Here is a 16,637-nt window from a genome sequence, read left to right on the forward strand (position 1 = left end):
GCCCCCCGTCGCGCACGATCGGCTCCGAACGCTCTCGCCATTCGCCTCCTCACGACTCCACGACCGACTCTCCCCGATGACCGACCAATCCTTCGACCTCCTCGTGATCGGCGCCGGCCCCGGTGGCTACGTGGCCGCCATCCGCGCCGCGCAGTTGGGCCTGAACGTGGCCTGCGTCGAGCGTGAGTCGGCTCTGGGCGGAACGTGCCTGCGCGTCGGGTGCATCCCGTCCAAGGCCATGCTCGAGTCGAGCGAGATCTACCACCGCACGCAGCACGACCTGGCGCAGCACGGCATTCGCGTCGAGTCCGCGGGGCTCGACCTCGAGACCATGCTGGCGCGCAAGACCGAGACCGTCTCCACGCTCACCGGCGGCGTCGCGGGCCTGTTCAAGAAGAACAAGATCACGCGCCTCGAGGGGCACGCCACGTTCGAGTCGGCGCGTTCGGTCCGCATCGCGAAGTCGGACGGCACGAGTTCGACCGTCACGGCCGACAAGATCCTGATCGCGACCGGTTCGAAGGTGGCACCGCTGCGCGGCGTCGAGTTCGACGGCGAACACGTCGTCACGAGCACCGAGGCCCTCGAGTTCTCTGAAGTCCCCGAACACCTGGTCGTGATCGGCGCCGGTGCGATCGGCCTCGAGATGGGGTCGGTCTGGTCGCGCCTGGGCGCCAAGGTCACCGTGCTCGAGTACGCCGACCGCATCCTCGTCGGGATGGACACCGAGATCGCGAAGGAAGCCCACAAGATCCTCGCCAAGCAGGGGCTCGAGTTCGTGCTCGGCGCGCGCGTCACCGGCGCCCGTCGCGACGGCGACCAGTGCGTGGTCGAGATGGACGGGAAGGATCCGATCCGCTGCGACAAGGTGCTGTGCGCCGTCGGCCGCATCCCGAACACCGACGACCTGGGCCTCGAGGCCGCCGGCGTCGAGCTGGACGAGCGCGGACGCATCACGACCGACGAGCACTTCCGCACCTCGGCCGAGGGCATCTTCGCGATCGGCGACGTGATCGCTGGCCCGATGCTCGCGCACAAGGCCGAGGAGGAAGGCGTGGCCTGCGTCGAGTTCATCGCCACCGGCTACGGCCACGTGAACTACGACGCGATCCCCGCCATCGTCTACACCGCTCCCGAGGTGGCCGCCGTCGGCCGCACCGAGGAGGAGCTGAAGGAGGCCGGCGTGCCCTACAGGAAGGGCGTCTTCCACTTCCTCGGGAACGGCCGCGCGCGGGCGATCGCCCAGGCCCAGGGGCGCGTCAAGATCCTCGCCCACGCCGAGACCGACCGCATCCTCGGCGCGCACATCGTCGGACCGCACGCCGGCGACCTGATCGCCGAGGTGGCGGTCGCGATCGAGTTCGGCGCCAGCTCCGAGGACCTGGCCCGCGCCTGCCACGCCCACCCGACCCTGTCGGAGGCCGTCAAGGAAGCCGCCCTGGCCGTCGACGGTCGGGCGCTGCACGCCTGATCGTCCAGCGGCGCGCCGAGCGCCGAGCGGCCGCCCACCCGGTCTCCGCCCCGTCCGAGAAGCCCTGCCGCGGCTGACTTGGCGACCGGCGGTCGCTACCCTGTTCACCCGTTTTCTCGTTCCTCGTCCCGCCGACCCGGCCACGGGCCCCGGCTCCACGCTCAACGCTCCCGATCCACACGTGGACGTCCAAGTCGCCAAGACCACTCCCTGCGGGGCCACGGTCACCCTGTCCGTCACCGCCCAAGAGTTCGACACGGCCTTCAAGAAGGACCTGTCGCGGGTGGGCAAGCAAGCACGCCTCAAGGGCTTCCGCCCCGGCAAGGTGCCGGCCCAGGTCATCCAGCAGATGTACGGCGAGTCGATCGAGCGCGAGACGATCGAGGGCTTCCTGCGCCAGGGCCTCGACAAGGCGATCGCCGACGAGTCGCTCGAGCTGGCGATGCAGCCGCGCATCGACATGGAAGCGATCGGCTTCGAGCGCGGGAAGGACCTGTCCGTCACCGTCGAGCTGGACCTGAAGCCCGAGTTCGACATCGCGAACTACAAGGGCCTCGAGGTGGAGCACCAGGAGGTGGTGCTCGAGGACGGTGAGGTCGAGAAGACCATCGAGGACGTGCGTCGCCAGCAGGCCTCGCCCAGCCCCGCGGGTGACGCCGGACTGCCGGCCGAGAACGGCATGGCGGTCGGACGGATCGAACTGCACCACGACGGGTCCGAGGTCGCCGCGCGCGACGGGCTGCGTCTGTCGGTCGAGTTCCCGCCCAACGGCGTCGACGAAGCGGCCTGGAAGAAGGCCGTGGTCGGTGCGAAGGAGGGCGACACGATCGAAGTGCCCCTCACCTTCCCCGACGACTGGGAGCAGGAGGAACTGCGCGGCAAGGACGGCACCTGCAAGGTCACGTTCAGCCAGGTGTTCGCGCTCGAACTCCCCGCTCGCGAAGACCTGTACAAGCAGTTCGGCGTCGAGGACGACGAGGCCTTCGTCGCGAAGGTCACCGAACAGCTGATGGCGGCCAAGGAGCAGAACGAGCGCAACCGCGTCGAGAACGCGCTGTTCGACCAGATCATCGCCGCCAACCCGTTCGACCTGCCCGCGCGCATGCTCGAGAGCCAGGTGGAGACGCGTCTCGGTCAGATGGCCCAGGAAATGGTCCAGCAAGGCCTCCCCGAGGAGGACGCGCGCGCCCAGGCGGAGACCAACCGCGCCGCCGCCGCCGAACAGGCCGAGAAGTCGCTGCGCGCGTACTTCCTGGTCGAGAAGATCTCGCTGGCCGAGGACCTGCAGGTGCAGAAGTCGGAGATGACGGCCGAACTGCGCCGCATCGCGATGCGCAACCGCGCCACCTACGAGCAGGTCGCGCAGTACTACCAGGAGCAGAAGCTCATGCCCCAGCTCGGCATCGAGATCATGGAGCGCAAGGTGCGCACGTTCCTGCGCGAGAACGCGGCCGGCGCCGAGGCGACGTCGGCGAAGTGACCGCGGCGAGCTGAACGCTCGGTTCGCTCGGCCAGCACCGATCGGCCCCCGCGCCCCGAACCGGGCGCGGGGGCCGATCCCGTTCCGGTCGACCGCGGCCCGAGACCGCGGCCCGCGCCCCGCATCACCCGCGACCGGAACGCGACCGCCTCGACGCGCCGTCCCGCATCCGCACGCGACCCGTGGGGCGAGGGGATGTTCCGCGGCACCGCTGGACTATCTTCGGCGGGTTCCGACCCCGGTCGAATCCTCTGGCCGCGCCTCCAGATCCCCACCCGAGGGGTCGAAAGGAGCCCTTCCGGAGGACGACCACAGGTCGCATCTCCCCTACCGCCGCCCCCAACCTCCGCCCGATCCGCCCCATGGAGCCCCAAGCCTTCACCATCCCGTACGTCATCGAGAAGACCGGTCGCGGCGAGCGCACCTACGACCTGTTCTCGCGCCTCATGGAGGAGCGGATCATCTTCATCGGCACCCAGGTCGACGACCAGGTGGCCGCGGTGGTCACCGCTCAGCTCCTGTTCCTCGAGAAGATGAACAAGGCCCAGGACGTCCACATCTACATCAACTCGCCCGGTGGCTCGGTCACTGCGGGTCTGGCCATGTACGACACGATGCAGTTCATCGCGCCGGACGTGTGCACCTACTGCGTGGGTCAGGCCGCCTCGATGGGCGCCGTCCTCCTCGCCGGCGGCACGAAGGGCAAGCGCTACGCCCTCCCGAACAGCCGGGTCATGATCCACCAGCCCTGGGGCGGCTCCCAGGGCACGGCCAGGGACATGGAGATCCAGGTCGCCGAGATCCTGAAGATGAAGAAGAACCTCGAGCGGATCCTCGCCGAGCATTGCGGGCGCACCCCGGAAGAACTTTCCGTGGCCTGCGACCGCGACAACTTCATGAGCGCCACCGAGGCCAAGGACTTCGGTCTGATCGACCACGTCGTCGCCAAGCCGGCCGACGCTTCGGGCACCAAGGGGTAGACTCGGAGCATGAGTCGAACGACCGGACGGGGGCGCCACGTGGAGCGCTGCACATTCTGTGAGAAGACGCGCCACCAGGTGCAGAGCCTGATCGCCGGCCCGCCCGGCATCTACATCTGCAACGAGTGCATCGACATCTGTAACTCCATCCTGCAGGAGGAGCAGCGTCGTGCCCCCGCTCGGCACGGTGCCGACGGTCCCCACGCGACGGCGAGTGCCGCCGTGGGGGCCGTCGGTGGTATCGCCAGCGGCGGACCGGACGCCCCCGGACTGCCGACGCCGATCGAGATCGCGCGCCGACTCGACGAGTACGTCATCGGTCAGATGCGCGCCAAGAAGGTGCTCTCGGTCGCGGTGTACAACCACTACAAGCGACTGCGCCACATGGAGACCGATCCGGAGTCCATGGGCGAGGTCGAGATCGAGAAGTCGAACGTCCTGCTCGTCGGTCCGACCGGTTCGGGCAAGACGCTGCTCGCCCGCACGCTGGCGCGCATGCTCGACGTGCCGTTCGCCATGGCGGACGCGACCACGCTGACCGAGGCGGGCTACGTCGGCGAGGACGTCGAGAACATCCTGCTGAAGCTGCTGCAGTCGGCCGACTTCGACAAGGACAAGGCCCAGCGCGGCATCGTCTACATCGACGAGATCGACAAGATCGGACGCACGACGTCGAACGTCTCGATCACGCGCGACGTGTCGGGCGAGGGCGTGCAGCAGGCGCTGCTCAAGATCCTCGAGGGCACGGTCGCCAACGTCCCGCCGCAGGGTGGGCGCAAGCACCCCGAGCAGGCCTACATCCAGCTCGACACCTCGAACATCCTGTTCATCTGCGGCGGCACGTTCGCCGGCGTGGAGGAAGTCATCGGCCGCCGGGTCGGCAAGGACGTCCTGGGCTTCAGCCGCATGCTCGAGAGCGGCCCCAAGAGCGACAACCTCCTGACCGCCCACCTGCCCGACAAGGCGGCTTCGGACCTGACGCGCGAGGAACTGCTCCAGCACGTCAGTCCGCGCGACCTGATCGAGTTCGGACTGATCCCGGAGTTCATCGGACGCCTTCCGATCACCGTCGCGCTCGAGCGCCACGGCCGGAACGAACTGATGCGGATCCTGACCGAGCCCAAGAACGCGCTCATCAAGCAGTTCGAGAGCCTGTTCACGATGGAGGGCCGCGAGCTGGTCTTCACCGAGGACGGCCTCGAAGCGATCGCCGACGTCGCCCTCGAGCGCGAGACCGGCGTGCGCGCCCTGCGCTCGATCCTCGAGGAGATCCTCCTCGACCTGCTCTACGAACTGCCCGATCGCGCCGACACCGACCGTTTCGTGGTCGACGCCGACGTGGTCCGCGGCCGCCGCCCGCTGGCGATCGGTCTCGAGGAGCGCCAGGTCGAGGGCGGCGAAGAGCTCGAGCGCGAGTCCGCCTGATCGGTACGGCGTCAGGCACGAATGTGCCACCGGCCCCCGACGGCGCTGCGATCTGCAGCGCCGTCGGGGGCCGGTGGCACATTCGTGCCTGACGCCGTACCGATCAGATTTGGTACCCTCGCGCCGCGCCACGACTTGGGGGACGGCGCAGTGACTATGGCCAACGCGCCGCTCTGGATCCGCTACCACCGCGACTTCGACGGGATCTGCTCTGGGGCGATCCTGACCCACATCTTGCGCGAGCACCGCGGCGAGAGAGTGATGCTGCGCAGCGTCAACTACGACCAGCGCGACGAGTGGGACTCGTTCAGCAAGAACGAACGGTTCGGGGTCGTCGACTTCCACTTCCACCCGCGGGCGGAGTACTGGTTCGACCACCACCCGACGACGTTCCTGACGCCCGAGCTGCGCGCGCAGTACGTGCCGAGCGACCGCTGGAACTGGGACGAGAACTCCCCCTCCTGCCCCCCCCTGATCATCCGCCACGCCCGCGAACACTGGGGCGTCGAGGTCGAGGAGCGCTTCCACGACATGTCGCGCTGGTCGGACATCGTCGACGCCGCGCGCTTCGAGTCGGTCGAGCAGGCCCTGTTCGGCGAAGAGCCCGCCCTGCGCATCACGCGCTCGCTGACGGCCGCTCCGGCCTTCGACTGGACCGACGTGTTGGCCGAAGCGCTGATCGAGGACTCGCTCGGTGTCGTTGCCGAACGCTCCGACGTGGAGAAGGCGTACGAGAAGTCGGCGCGCAACCGCGACAAGGCCCTGCGGCAGTTCCCGACCACCGTGATCTCGATCGAGGACGGCGTACTCCTGTACGACGCGTCCTCCGACAAGATCCGGCGCGAGCGCTTCGCCGCCTTCTACCACCACCCCGAGATCAGCTACTGCGTCGGCGTGATCCCCACGCGCGCCGGGTACCACGTGACCGCCGGCGAGAACCCCTGGAACAAGCCCGATCCGGGCGTCCACGTGGGTGAGCTGATGGAGCAGTACGGAGGCGGCGGACACCGCGCCGTCGGTGGAGCGAATCCCAAGACGCTCGACGCCACGCGCGCCGCGGCACACGAGATCGCGGACGCGCTGCGCCGGGGCATGACCGCCGGTCAAGGCGCGTGAACGCGGACGACGAACCGGAGCGCGCACAGGACGACGAGGAGCCGCGTCCCCTGCTCGACCTGAGCCCCGAGGAGACCGCTGCGGCCGTCGCCGAGCTCGGCGGGCGAGCGTTCCACGCGCGTTCGATCCGGCGCCACGTCTTCGAGCGCGGCGTGCTCGACTACGACGGCATGACCGACCTGCCCGCGGGCCTGAGAGAGGCGCTCGCCGAGCGGCACCCGGTGCTGACCGGCACCGAGGCCGCGCGCAATCGCTCGAAGGACGGCGCGGTCAAGCTGCTGACGCGCTTCACCCGGGCCGACGGCGCGCCGCTCGGCAGCGCGGAGACCGTCCACATTCCGTCGACCAAGTCCGGCCGCGCCGCGACGCTGTGCGTGTCGACCCAGGTCGGCTGCCCCGTCGGCTGTCCGTTCTGCGCCAGCGGCCTCGGTGGCCTCGAACGCAACCTCTCGAAGGCCGAGATCCTCGAGCAGTTCGTGCGCGGACTCGCCATCGGCAAGATCGCGCGCACGGTCGTGATGGGCATGGGCGAGCCCCTGTTCAACCTGCCCGCGCTGATCCCGGCGCTCGACGTGGTGCGGGCCGAGATGGGCCTCGGCGCCCGCTCGATCACCGTCTCCACCGTCGGTTTCCCCGCGCGCCTCGAGAAGCTCGCCCGCACGCGCCCGCGCTTCCAGCTCGCCATCAGCCTGCACACGCCGTTCGACGCCCAACGGGCCGAACTCGTACCGCTGATGGCCGAGACGCCGGTCGAGGAGGTGCTCTTGGCCGGCGACCACTGGTTCCGTGCGACCGGGCGCGAGATCACCTACGAGTACGTTCTGCTCGGCGGGCACAACGACACCGAGGACCACGCGCGGGCGCTCGTCGATCGCCTGCGCGGCCGCCGCTGCACGGTGAACCTGATCCCGTACAACCCGGTGCCCGGCGACCGCTTCCACCGACCGCGGCGCGGCGGCCCCGAGCAGTTCCGCGAGGCCCTCGAGGCCGGTGGACTGGTCGCCACCGTGCGCTGGTCGAAAGGGCTCGACGCGGACGCGGCCTGCGGGCAGTTGCGGCGCCGCGTGGCGACCGTCTGAGGTCGGACGCCCGGGGGAGCCTGGGTGCCGGTTCGCGGGCTCCCGGCTCCAGGCCACACGAGCGAGGGCAGCACGGCGTCGCATCCAGCACCCGCCTCGCCCCGGGTCGCGCGCCGCCCGCAGATCCGCGCGCAGATCCTTCCGACGGGTGGGCCGGCGAACCGCACCGCTCCCGAGCCGGGCGGACGAGCGGTCGCCCCGCGTCGTCGAGCTGGCCGTTGGGTCCGAGGCGAGCCGGCGCCCCCTCCTGCGACCGGGGAACCGGCCTCGCGTGCCCCCGCCCCCTCCCCGAGGGTTCCGATCCTCGGCGCTCGGGTCGCGGGACCCGTGAAGGCCCTGGGCCGGGGGAGCGCGATGCCCGCCGGACGGCGCCCCGGCCGGCGATTCGAGGATTCGAACGATCCAACTTCAGACCGCTCCTGATCGCGGTCGATCTCGGACCGAATGCCAGGACCCCCTGATCGGGGTCCCCCCACCCGCATGAGGCTCCGACACCCCCACTCCTGCGCCGCGTCGCTCGACCGACGTGGCATGACCCTGCTCGAGGTCGCGATCGCCGCCGTGATCGTCGCTTCGATCATGGTGGTCAGCAACGCGGCGTTCCTGTCGAGCTTCTCGGCCACCGAACGCGCCCAGGACCTGCGCAGCGTCGGCCTCCTGCTCGACACGGTGATGGAGGACGTCGCGGCCCAACCCTACGGCAACCTGCTGTCGCTCAACGGCAACCAGGTGTTCGACGGGACGAACGCTGAGAGTTCGCGCGTGCGCGTCACGATCGAGACGTTCCAGGCGGAAGTCGACCTCGTCCAGGTGCGAGCCATCGCGACGGAGATCGACACCGGCCGCGAGGTCGGGCGCGTCGTCAGCCTGCGGAGCGCGCGATGAAGCTGCTCCACAGCGAACGCGCGTCGTCTCCCCGTCGCCGCGGCATGACGATCATCGAGATCTCGATCGCGTCGCTCCTGTTCACGGTCATCGCGTACGGAATGGTGAGCGCGGCCTCGATGGGCATCCGGGCGGAGCAGTCGATGTCGCGCACGGTCGTCGAGACCCGCGCCCTCCACGACGCCTGCGCAGCACTCGAGGAGGAGATCGGCTACGCGAACCTCGCCGCCGTCGTGCACGAGGTCGACGAACAGGGCTTCAGCACCTTGACGTTCCAGGTCCCGGTCGTGACGGACCTCGGCGTGGCCTGGGGCGCCTACGACAAGCGCCTCGGCAAGACCGAGACCGAGCGCGCGCAGGCCGACTGGCACTTGAAGTACGTGCCCGAGGTCGTACCGAACACCGGTGGGCAGCGCTGCCTCGTGCGCTACATCGAGACCGAAGCGAACGAGCTGAAACTGCGCGAGGTCCTCATCGACCGCATCAGCACCGCGGCCGGCCAGCCGGGATTCGTCGCGGACGACACGGGTTCGCTCTGGGTCCTGACCGTACGCCTGCCCGCCGACGAGAACGACGTGAACCAGGAGGCCGTGATCCATGTGCGCACCCGCAACTGAACGCCGAATGCGAATCCGCCCCTCCAGCGACCCCGCCCGCAGCGGCATGGCCCTGGCGGCGACGTTGGTCGTCTTCATCGGCATGGTCGGACTGACCATGGCGACCCTGGCCATGTCGCGGATCGAGGTGCGCGACTCGCGCCGATCGATCGACGACGTGCGCGCACAGTACCTGGCCGAGTCGGGCGTCGAACGCGGCCTTCAGCTCGTGGCCGGAGCGATCGAACGCGCGGGCGCGACCGCTCCGCTCGAGAACGTCGTCAACCTGTTCGGCGGCGAGACCCAGTTCCGACCGTTCGACGCCGTCTCGCTGATGGACGACGGGGCCCAGGTCGGCGCCTACTCGGTCACGCTCACACTCCTCGATCAGGCGGCCGATCGCATCACGCTGCGGGTCGAAGCCACGGGCTACCTGCCCGATCACCCGCGCAACCTCGGCCCGAACCAGACGCTGGACCAGTGGGAGTCGGTCTCCACCACGGTGCGCTACCAGCTCGAGCCGAGCGAGGTCTTCAACTACGCCTACTTCATCAACAACTGGGGCTGGCTCTACGGCAACACCATCGACGTGAACGGCAACGTGCGCTCGAACGGACAGTTCGACGCGGGTGGCTACAAGCCCACGATCAACGGTCAGCCCGCGTACGAGGCCGTGAACGCCGATGGTGCGACCGTCACGTTGACCGGCTACCAGGACAGCAACGGCGACGGACTTCTCGACGGCGAGGACGGCGGCATCTGGTCCGGCTGGGACATCGCCAACTCGGCGAACGTCCGCGGCATCGGCGGTGAGGCGCGCAACCAGCACGAGTTCGACGACCAGGTCGAGATGCCCAACCTGTCCGACCTCTCGCAGTACGTCGACATCGCGACGGAAGAGGGTTCGAGCATCACGATCGGCGGTGTGACGATGACGAACGCCGTCTACGGCGACGAGCCGGGCGAGAAGGGAGACATCTTCCTCTACGGAACGCCGGCCGATCCGATCGTCCTGGACGGTCCCGTGGTCATCGACGGCGACGTGATCATCTACGGCACGGTCACCGGTCAGGGCTCGATCTTCGCGAGCGGCAACGTCTACATCCCGGACTCGCTCGAGTACGCCAACCCGCCGACCTCGGTGCGTCCAGCGGACACCACCCAGGCCGAGACCGAGGCCTGGCTGACGGCCAACTGGGACAAGGACTTCCTCGGGCTCTACTCGGCCGAGAACATCGTCGTCGGGGACCACACGCACAAGACTTGGAAGAAGTACGTCGGCGGCTGGATGAAGTCGTCGCTCAACAGTTCGGTCGAGGACGCGGGCGAGGACGGCATCCCGAACACCAAGGCCGGCAAGGACGGCATCCTCGGCACGGCCGACGACGACGTGCTCGAGGGCGACGGAATCTGGACCGTCGAGACCTACAGCGAGACCGACGACGAGCTCGGACTGATCCCGGCCGGCTACTCGGTCGGCGATCCGATCCCTGGCAGCGGCGAGGACATCGACGGCGATGGCACCTACGACACCCAGACGACGCTCACCGACGTCACGCTGACCAAGTCGATCAACTCGGGTCAGTTCGGTGGCAACGTGCCGCTCGGGGGCGTCTCGAAGTACAGCGACATCGCGACGCTCTACGCCGGCCGACTCGACGCGGTGATGTACACCAACCACTCGTTCTGCTGGACGGTGTTCGGCGGCGCTCCGGCGCAGATCAACGGCGCCGTGATCAGCCGCAACGAGAACATCGTCTACGGCACGCCGTCGGTCGAGATGAACTACGACTGTCGCCTCCTCGGCGGCGTCACCGGCAAGGCCGGCAAGCTGCTGCCCCAGATCGTCCGCCCGCCCCAGATCCTGATGTGGCGCAAGCTGGACACGGACCCGAACCGCGGTGAGGTCGCCCCGTGAACGCTCGTCGGCGGCGCAGCGGCGCCGTGGTCCTCACCACCCTGGTCCTCACACTCCTGGCGTCCCCGGCCACCGCTCAACGCGCAAAACAGCGCGTGGATCGGTCGCAGGAGGCCCGGGTGGAGAAGGCCGCCGAGAAGGTCGAAGAACCGAACCCGGACGAGATCCGTGGGCGGAACGACCAGCTGCTCAACCCGCCGGTCGAACCGCGCGCGGACGAGCCGCTCCCCAAGGACTTCCGCGCGATCCTCGAAGAGCGCGAGCGCGAGCGCATGCACCCCGCGCTCGAGCCGCTGACGATCTCGGGCATCGACGAGAACGGGGCCGCGTTCCGCACCAGTACGCCGAGCCTCGCCCGCGCTCTGATCCAGCCGCTCGAGGTGGACGGGGACGATCTCTACGAGCGCAAGCTCGCCCTCTTCTCGGGCGGCGGGCGCAGCTTCGACCGCGCGCCGACAACGATCGCACCGACGGGACCTCCGCGCACGACGCAAGCAGCCCCGAAGCCGACGAGGAACACAGGTGACGCGTCGAACGACGAGGGCGGCTCGAACTGGGCGATCATCGCGCTCCTGTCGAGCGTGGCCGCGTTGATCGCGGTCCGCCGCCGCGGGCTCTGAGCGCGGCACGCCCGTTCGGACCGGGCCCGGAACGCACGAGCGCCGCTCCTCGCCATGGCGAAGAGCGGCGCTCGTTCCGTTCCGACCGCGAGCGCCGAGGCGGCCGCGGCCTCGCGAGCCTCAGGCCTTCGCCGCCGCCGGGATCGCAGCGGCGACGCGCTCGACGACCATGTCGGCCTCGGCGGCCGAGAGGATCAAGGGCATGCGCAGGCGGACCGAGTCGGGGCCCGAGGCCAACGCCAACAGACCGTGGTCGCGCATCGAGTTCAGCATCGCATTGCGCGCGTCGGCGCTCTCGCAGGTGAACGCCTGCCAGGTGCCGATGCCGCGCACGTTCGAGATCTGGCCGTGCTCGCGCGCGACGTTCTGCAGACCACCCAGGACCTGGCAGCCGCGTTCGGCGGTGTTCGCGCACAGGCCGTCCTGCTCGATGATCTGGATGAAGCGCTTGGCGCGCACCATGTCGACGAGGTTGCCGCCCCAGGTGGAGTTGATGCGGCTGCTCTTGTGGAAGACGTTGTCCACGACGCTCTCGACGCGACGGTTCGCGTAGATGCCGCAGACCTGGGTCTTCTTGCCGAAAGCCACCACGTCGGGCGCGACGCCGTAGTTCTGCCACATCCACGGACGCCCGGTTCCGAAGAAGCCCGTCTGGACCTCGTCGAAGATCAGGAGCGCCTCCTGCTCGTCCGCGTACGCGCGCAGCTTCTGCAGGAACTCGGGACGGAAGTAGTTGTCGCCACCCTCGCCCTGGATCGGTTCGAGCAGGATCGCCGCGACCTTCTTGCCGTACTTGGCGAAAGCGGCATCGATCTCGGCGCAGGCCTTGGCCTCTTCCGCCTCGATGTCGTTCGCGATCTCACCGTTCGCGTCGTAGCGGATGGCCGGGTTGTGCACCCGCGGCCAGTCGAACTTCGGGAACAGGCCGACTTTGTCGGCGACCGTGTTCGTGACGCTCATCGTGTAGCCGGAGCGACCGTGGAAGGCCTGCTTGAAGTGCAGGACGACCAAGTCGTTGACGTCGTCGAGCATCGACGTGCGTCCGAGCGTGCGCGCCTTCCAGTCGAAGGCCGTCTTCATCGCGTTCTCGACCGCGAGCGATCCACCCGCCACCCAGAAGTGGTGCGGGTAGCCCTCGGGCGTGACGTGCGTCGCGAAGGTCTCGACGAACTCCGCCATCGACGACGTGTAGAGGTCGGAGTTGGCGGGGTTGTTCTTCGCGACGAGCGTCAGCTCCTCCACGAAGGCTCCGTCGTTCATCTTCGGGTGGTTGTAGCCGATCGGCCACGACGCGAAGGACGTGAAGCAGTCGAGGTACTCCTTCCCCGACACGGCGTCGCGCATCCAGACGCCGTGGGATCCTTCGAGGTCCAGGACGAACGGGTAGCCGTCGGCCAGTTGGTGGCGTTTCAGGACGCCGTGTACGCGGTTCGGTTCCAACATCGCAGTGCAGTGGGCTGGGCGGCGCTCCCCTGTCGGGACGCCGCTCGCTGTGGGCAAGCTCGAAAAGGCGCTGATCCGGGCACGGTCCGTCCGAGCTCGGTGCCACCTGCGCGGCACTTCGGGACGGGGTCGATCAGCAGCCCCCGCAGCGCCTGCCCGGCTGCGGGATCGGAAAGCCCGAGGGCCCCGGTGCTCGCGTCCGGCGCTCCCGGTGGGAACGGCCGTGTACGACGCACGAGGGGCCCGGAGGTGGCGCTGGGCGCCCGCTCCTCTCTGCCCCCAGTCTAGCCCGCCGGAGCCGGGGATCCGACCCTGGGCCCGCCGCGTGGGACGTCCGAGCCGCGACGGAGCCAGGTTCGGTCCGCGGGTGGCGCGCCGGATCGCTGCGGCTCGGGACCGCCGGAGCTGCATGCGGAGGAGCGGAGCGCTCGAAGCACGGGAGTACAGAAGGAGCGGCCCCACCGCCGCGACCGACTCAGGCGGGTTCGTCCGACACCCGGCGGACCACCAGGACGGGCACGCAGGGCAGCTGCTTCACGGGCTCCATCCAACTCTCGCCGTTGACGAACAGCGAGGGTGCGAAGACCGGCTGTCCGCGGTGCTCCGCGAGGGCCACGGGGGTCGCGCCCTGTTCGACCAGGCGGCTGACCGCGTCGGCGAACGTGCGGCGCAGCGCGGCGTCGGGCGACGGAACGGGCTCCCGTCGCGCGCCCCCACTCGCGGCGCGCAGGGCCGCGTCGACGAGCGGGACGAGCGCGTCGACCCAGCCCGCGTGTTCGGCCTCGAGCACTTCGAGCACGGTCGTCCGCCCGGGCAGGAGGCCACCGAGTGCGGCGCGCGCCCCGAACGCCGACTCGAAAGCGCGTCGCGGCGTCTCCAGGCCGGACGAACCGGCCCGCCGGACGCGGCCCTGGGGCCAGTCGAAGGCCCAACGGCGCTCACCGACCGCGGCGCGCAACTCGACGGCCGCGCGTTCGTCGTCGACGGTCAGACGCGCGCGATCGGGCGCGTCGGCGCGACTCGCCAGGTCGCCGAGCTCGGCCCCGTGCAGCAGCGAGAGACGTCCGGGCGGCAGTCCCGCGTCGAGCAGGGCGTCGGCCCAGACGTCGGCCGCTTCGGGCAGGCGTCGATCGGACAGGAGCAGCACCGCTGCCCCCGAGGCCAGTGCGCCCAAGAGTCGCCGCCCGAGTTCCCCCACACCGTCGGTCCAGTGCGCGGCCAGGAGCATCGTCGTCGGCGACCCTCGATGGCCGCTCCCGGGCGGCACGGGCACCACCTTGGCGATGCGCTCGGGCAGGTCCTCCGCGGGAATGCCGAGGGCGGCCGCCACGTCGTCGACCCAGGCCAGATCGTCCTCGACCAGGTGGGCCGCTTCCGCGAGCAGGCTCTCGGCGGGCGGCCTGCCGTGCTCGAGTGCGGCGAGGGCGCGCTGGAAGTCGGCGGCGGTCGCGCGGGCGTAGCTGCGCCCACCACCGGCCACGGGGGCCTCGAAGGAGCTGCGCCCCTCCACTCGGCGGCCATCGATGAGGTGTCCGATCACGTCGCGCATCCTACGTCGCCGCCGCGATGGAGCCAGCGGCGTGTCGGTGCCATGCTGGAGCCGACGATGAACGACCAGATCCAGGCAGCCGGCGGAATCGAGCGCCAGAGCGCCCCTGCGACCGGGCCCCCGGTCCGCCGCGGCGCGCGCTTGCACCCCTGGATGCGGATGACGAAGGGCCGCGAGTACAGCTCCGTCTACCGCCGCGGCAGCCGGGCGCGCGGCAACCTCGTCACGATCGCCGCCGCCCCCAACGGCAGCGGCGGCACGCGCCTGGGGCTGTCGATCGGCAAGAAGGTCGACAAGCGGGCCGTGGTCCGCAACCGACTGCGGCGCCTGTTCCGCGAGGCCTTCCGGCTCGAGTACGACCGACTTCCGAGCGGCTACGACCTGGTGGTGATCGGGTCCACGCCCAAGCCGGTCGTGACCCTCGTCGACGCGCGCCGCGAGCTGGTCAAGCTCGCCGTGAAGGCCGCGCGGCGCTCGGAGGATCGACAGCGCGAGGAGCGGGAACGCGGCGCCGCGGCGAGCGGGACCACGGGAGCCGAGGCCGCGCGACCGGGGCCACCGGCGTGAGTTCCACTCCTCCCGTCGCGCTGATCTGGCTCCGCCGGGCGGTGACGGCGCCGATCGTGCTCTATCGACGGTTCGTCTCGCCCTACACTCCTGCGTCCTGCCGCTTCCAGCCGACCTGCAGCGCCTACGCCGTCGAGGCCATCGAACGCCACGGCGTGCTGCGCGGCGGTTGGCTCACGACGCGCCGCATCCTGCGCTGCCATCCCTTCGGCCCGCCGCCCGGGCCCGACCCCGTTCCGCCCACCGCTCCACCTTCCGCTCCGATCCACGAGGAGCACCCGACCGACCGCGAACCATGCTGCGACGAGACCAACGATCCCTGTTCCCGCTGATCCTCGCCGCCGCCGTGGCCTGCGGGTGCGAGGCGAGCGAACCGGCCGAGCCGACGTCCGCCACGACCGAGCAGTCGTCGGCGCCCGAGGCCGGGACAGACGACTCCGCCGACGAACCCTGCCCGGTCCCCTACCTGGCGCGTGTCGACGAACTGATCGAGGAGGACGAGAGGCACTTCGCGGCGCTCTACAAGATCACGGCCGGTGGCGAGAACGCCGAAGCCTACTGGGCCTTCGACGGCGATCGCCTGGTCCTGCAGCGCAAGGAACAGCGCGAGGACGGCTTCTGCGACCGCATCTACGTGACCAAGCCCGGTGAGGCCGGTCTCGAGCTCGTCTCCGACGGACGCGGCGTCACCACGTGTGCCTACTTCCTGCCCGGCGACACGTCGGTGCTGTACGCCTCGACGACGCTCGAACAGACCACGTGTCCCGGCATGCCGATCGCACCCGAAGGCGTCGCGCGCGGCTACATGTGGGCGCTGCACCCCGAGTTCGACATCTTCTCCCGCGACCTGGTCACGGGCGAGCGCCTGCAGTTGACGGCCGAGCCCGGCTACGACGCGGAAGCGACCGTCTCGCCGGCCGGCGACCGCATGGTGTTCACGTCGACGCGCTCGGGCGACGTGGAACTGTGGACGGCGAACCTGGACGGTTCGGACCTCCTGCAGGTCACGGACGCCTTCGGCTACGACGGCGGTGCGTTCTACTCGCACGGCGCCGATCGCCTGGTCTTCCGCACGACCGAGTTCAGCAGCGATCCGGACGTACGCGCCGCCGAACAGGACGAGTACCGCCGCCTGCTCGACGCGAACCTGGTCAAGCCGTCGCGCATGGAGATCTACACCTGCAACACCGACGGCACGGAACGCCAGAAGGTCACCGAACTCGGTGGCGCCAACTTCGCTCCGTACTTCACGCCCGACGACTCGCACATCCTGTTCTCGAGCAACTGGGAGAATCCGAAGGCACGCGGTCCGCTCTTCGACCTCTTCATGGTGCCGTCGACCGGCGGCCCCCACGGACCGGACGCCGTCGAGAAGGTCACGACCTACGAAGGCTTCGACTCCTTCCCGATGTTCAGCCCTGACGGCAAGTGGCTGGCCTTCAGCTCGAACCGCGGCAACGAAGCCGAGGGTGTCACCAACGTCTTCGTCGCGCGCTGGCGCGACTGAG

At 69.8% G+C, this 16,637-nt stretch carries 15 protein-coding genes; 13 read left to right on the forward strand and 2 right to left on the reverse strand.

All coding sequences use genetic code 11. The annotated features are described in order from the left end of the window. The first annotated feature begins 76 nt into the window (after positions 1-76). The 10 genes from lpdA to Pla163_RS11870 all read left to right on the forward strand — a co-directional run bounded on the left by lpdA (position 77) and on the right by Pla163_RS11870 (position 11,570). Positions 77-1,471, forward strand: coding sequence for a dihydrolipoyl dehydrogenase (gene lpdA / locus Pla163_RS11825; protein ID WP_145188388.1), 1,395 nt, complete (start codon positions 77-79; stop codon positions 1,469-1,471). 181 nt (positions 1,472-1,652) lie between these two features. Next, a complete protein-coding gene (tig, locus tag Pla163_RS11830; RefSeq protein WP_419185856.1) occupies positions 1,653-2,951 on the forward strand; it encodes a trigger factor in 1,299 nt (432 codons plus the stop codon). A gap of 362 nt (positions 2,952-3,313) precedes the next feature. Continuing rightward, positions 3,314-3,931 (forward strand): ATP-dependent Clp protease proteolytic subunit, encoded by a 618-nt coding sequence (locus Pla163_RS11835; protein ID WP_145188394.1) that lies wholly within the window; start codon positions 3,314-3,316, stop codon positions 3,929-3,931. A gap of 9 nt (positions 3,932-3,940) precedes the next feature. Next, a complete protein-coding gene (gene clpX / locus Pla163_RS11840) occupies positions 3,941-5,356 on the forward strand; it encodes an ATP-dependent Clp protease ATP-binding subunit ClpX (protein WP_145188397.1) in 1,416 nt (471 codons plus the stop codon). Between the two features lie 156 nt (positions 5,357-5,512). Beyond that, on the forward strand, positions 5,513-6,472 hold the full coding sequence (locus Pla163_RS11845) for a hypothetical protein (RefSeq protein ID WP_145188402.1): 960 nt from the start codon (positions 5,513-5,515) through the stop codon (positions 6,470-6,472). Next, the gene (gene rlmN, locus Pla163_RS11850) at positions 6,469-7,551 is read left to right on the forward strand and encodes a 23S rRNA (adenine(2503)-C(2))-methyltransferase RlmN (protein ID WP_145188405.1); all 1,083 of its coding nucleotides are present in this window, start codon (positions 6,469-6,471) and stop codon (positions 7,549-7,551) included. The genes Pla163_RS11845 and rlmN overlap by 4 nt, the downstream gene beginning before the upstream one ends. Positions 7,552-8,031: 480 nt before the next feature. Beyond that, on the forward strand, positions 8,032-8,436 hold the full coding sequence (locus tag Pla163_RS11855; protein WP_419185857.1) for a type II secretion system protein: 405 nt from the start codon (positions 8,032-8,034) through the stop codon (positions 8,434-8,436). Beyond that, complete coding sequence (locus Pla163_RS11860; protein WP_145188411.1) at positions 8,433-9,053, forward strand: hypothetical protein; 621 nt, start codon at positions 8,433-8,435, stop codon at positions 9,051-9,053. Before Pla163_RS11855 ends, Pla163_RS11860 begins: the two co-directional genes overlap by 4 nt. A gap of 7 nt (positions 9,054-9,060) precedes the next feature. Next, positions 9,061-10,950, forward strand: coding sequence for a hypothetical protein (locus tag Pla163_RS11865; RefSeq protein ID WP_145188414.1), 1,890 nt, complete (start codon positions 9,061-9,063; stop codon positions 10,948-10,950). A gap of 26 nt (positions 10,951-10,976) precedes the next feature. Beyond that, positions 10,977-11,570, forward strand: a complete 594-nt coding sequence (locus Pla163_RS11870; RefSeq protein ID WP_145188417.1) for a hypothetical protein — start codon at positions 10,977-10,979, stop codon at positions 11,568-11,570. 120 nt (positions 11,571-11,690) lie between these two features. On the opposite strand, the gene lat is transcribed toward Pla163_RS11870, so the two are convergent. Continuing rightward, on the reverse strand, positions 11,691-13,010 hold the full coding sequence (gene lat / locus Pla163_RS11875; RefSeq protein ID WP_419186495.1) for an L-lysine 6-transaminase: 1,320 nt from the start codon (positions 13,008-13,010) through the stop codon (positions 11,691-11,693). Between the two features lie 478 nt (positions 13,011-13,488). Further along, the gene (locus Pla163_RS11880) at positions 13,489-14,553 is read right to left on the reverse strand and encodes a hypothetical protein (protein WP_419185859.1); all 1,065 of its coding nucleotides are present in this window, start codon (positions 14,551-14,553) and stop codon (positions 13,489-13,491) included. Between the two features lie 66 nt (positions 14,554-14,619). Here Pla163_RS11880 and rnpA point away from each other — a divergent pair, with 66 nt between their 5' ends. Genes rnpA through Pla163_RS11895 form a run of 3 tightly spaced genes read left to right on the forward strand, consistent with a single transcriptional unit; the run spans position 14,620 to position 16,636 of the window. Then, positions 14,620-15,129, forward strand: a complete 510-nt coding sequence (rnpA, locus tag Pla163_RS19035; RefSeq protein ID WP_419185860.1) for a ribonuclease P protein component — start codon at positions 14,620-14,622, stop codon at positions 15,127-15,129. 41 nt (positions 15,130-15,170) lie between these two features. Then, positions 15,171-15,461, forward strand: a complete 291-nt coding sequence (gene yidD / locus Pla163_RS11890) for a membrane protein insertion efficiency factor YidD (protein ID WP_419186496.1) — start codon at positions 15,171-15,173, stop codon at positions 15,459-15,461. Next, complete coding sequence (locus tag Pla163_RS11895) at positions 15,425-16,636, forward strand: PD40 domain-containing protein (RefSeq protein ID WP_145188428.1); 1,212 nt, start codon at positions 15,425-15,427, stop codon at positions 16,634-16,636. The genes yidD and Pla163_RS11895 overlap by 37 nt, the downstream gene beginning before the upstream one ends. Position 16,637: the final 1 nt, after the last annotated feature.

The organism is Rohdeia mirabilis, from assembly GCA_007750655.1.
Classification (GTDB): Bacteria; Planctomycetota; UBA1135; order UBA1135.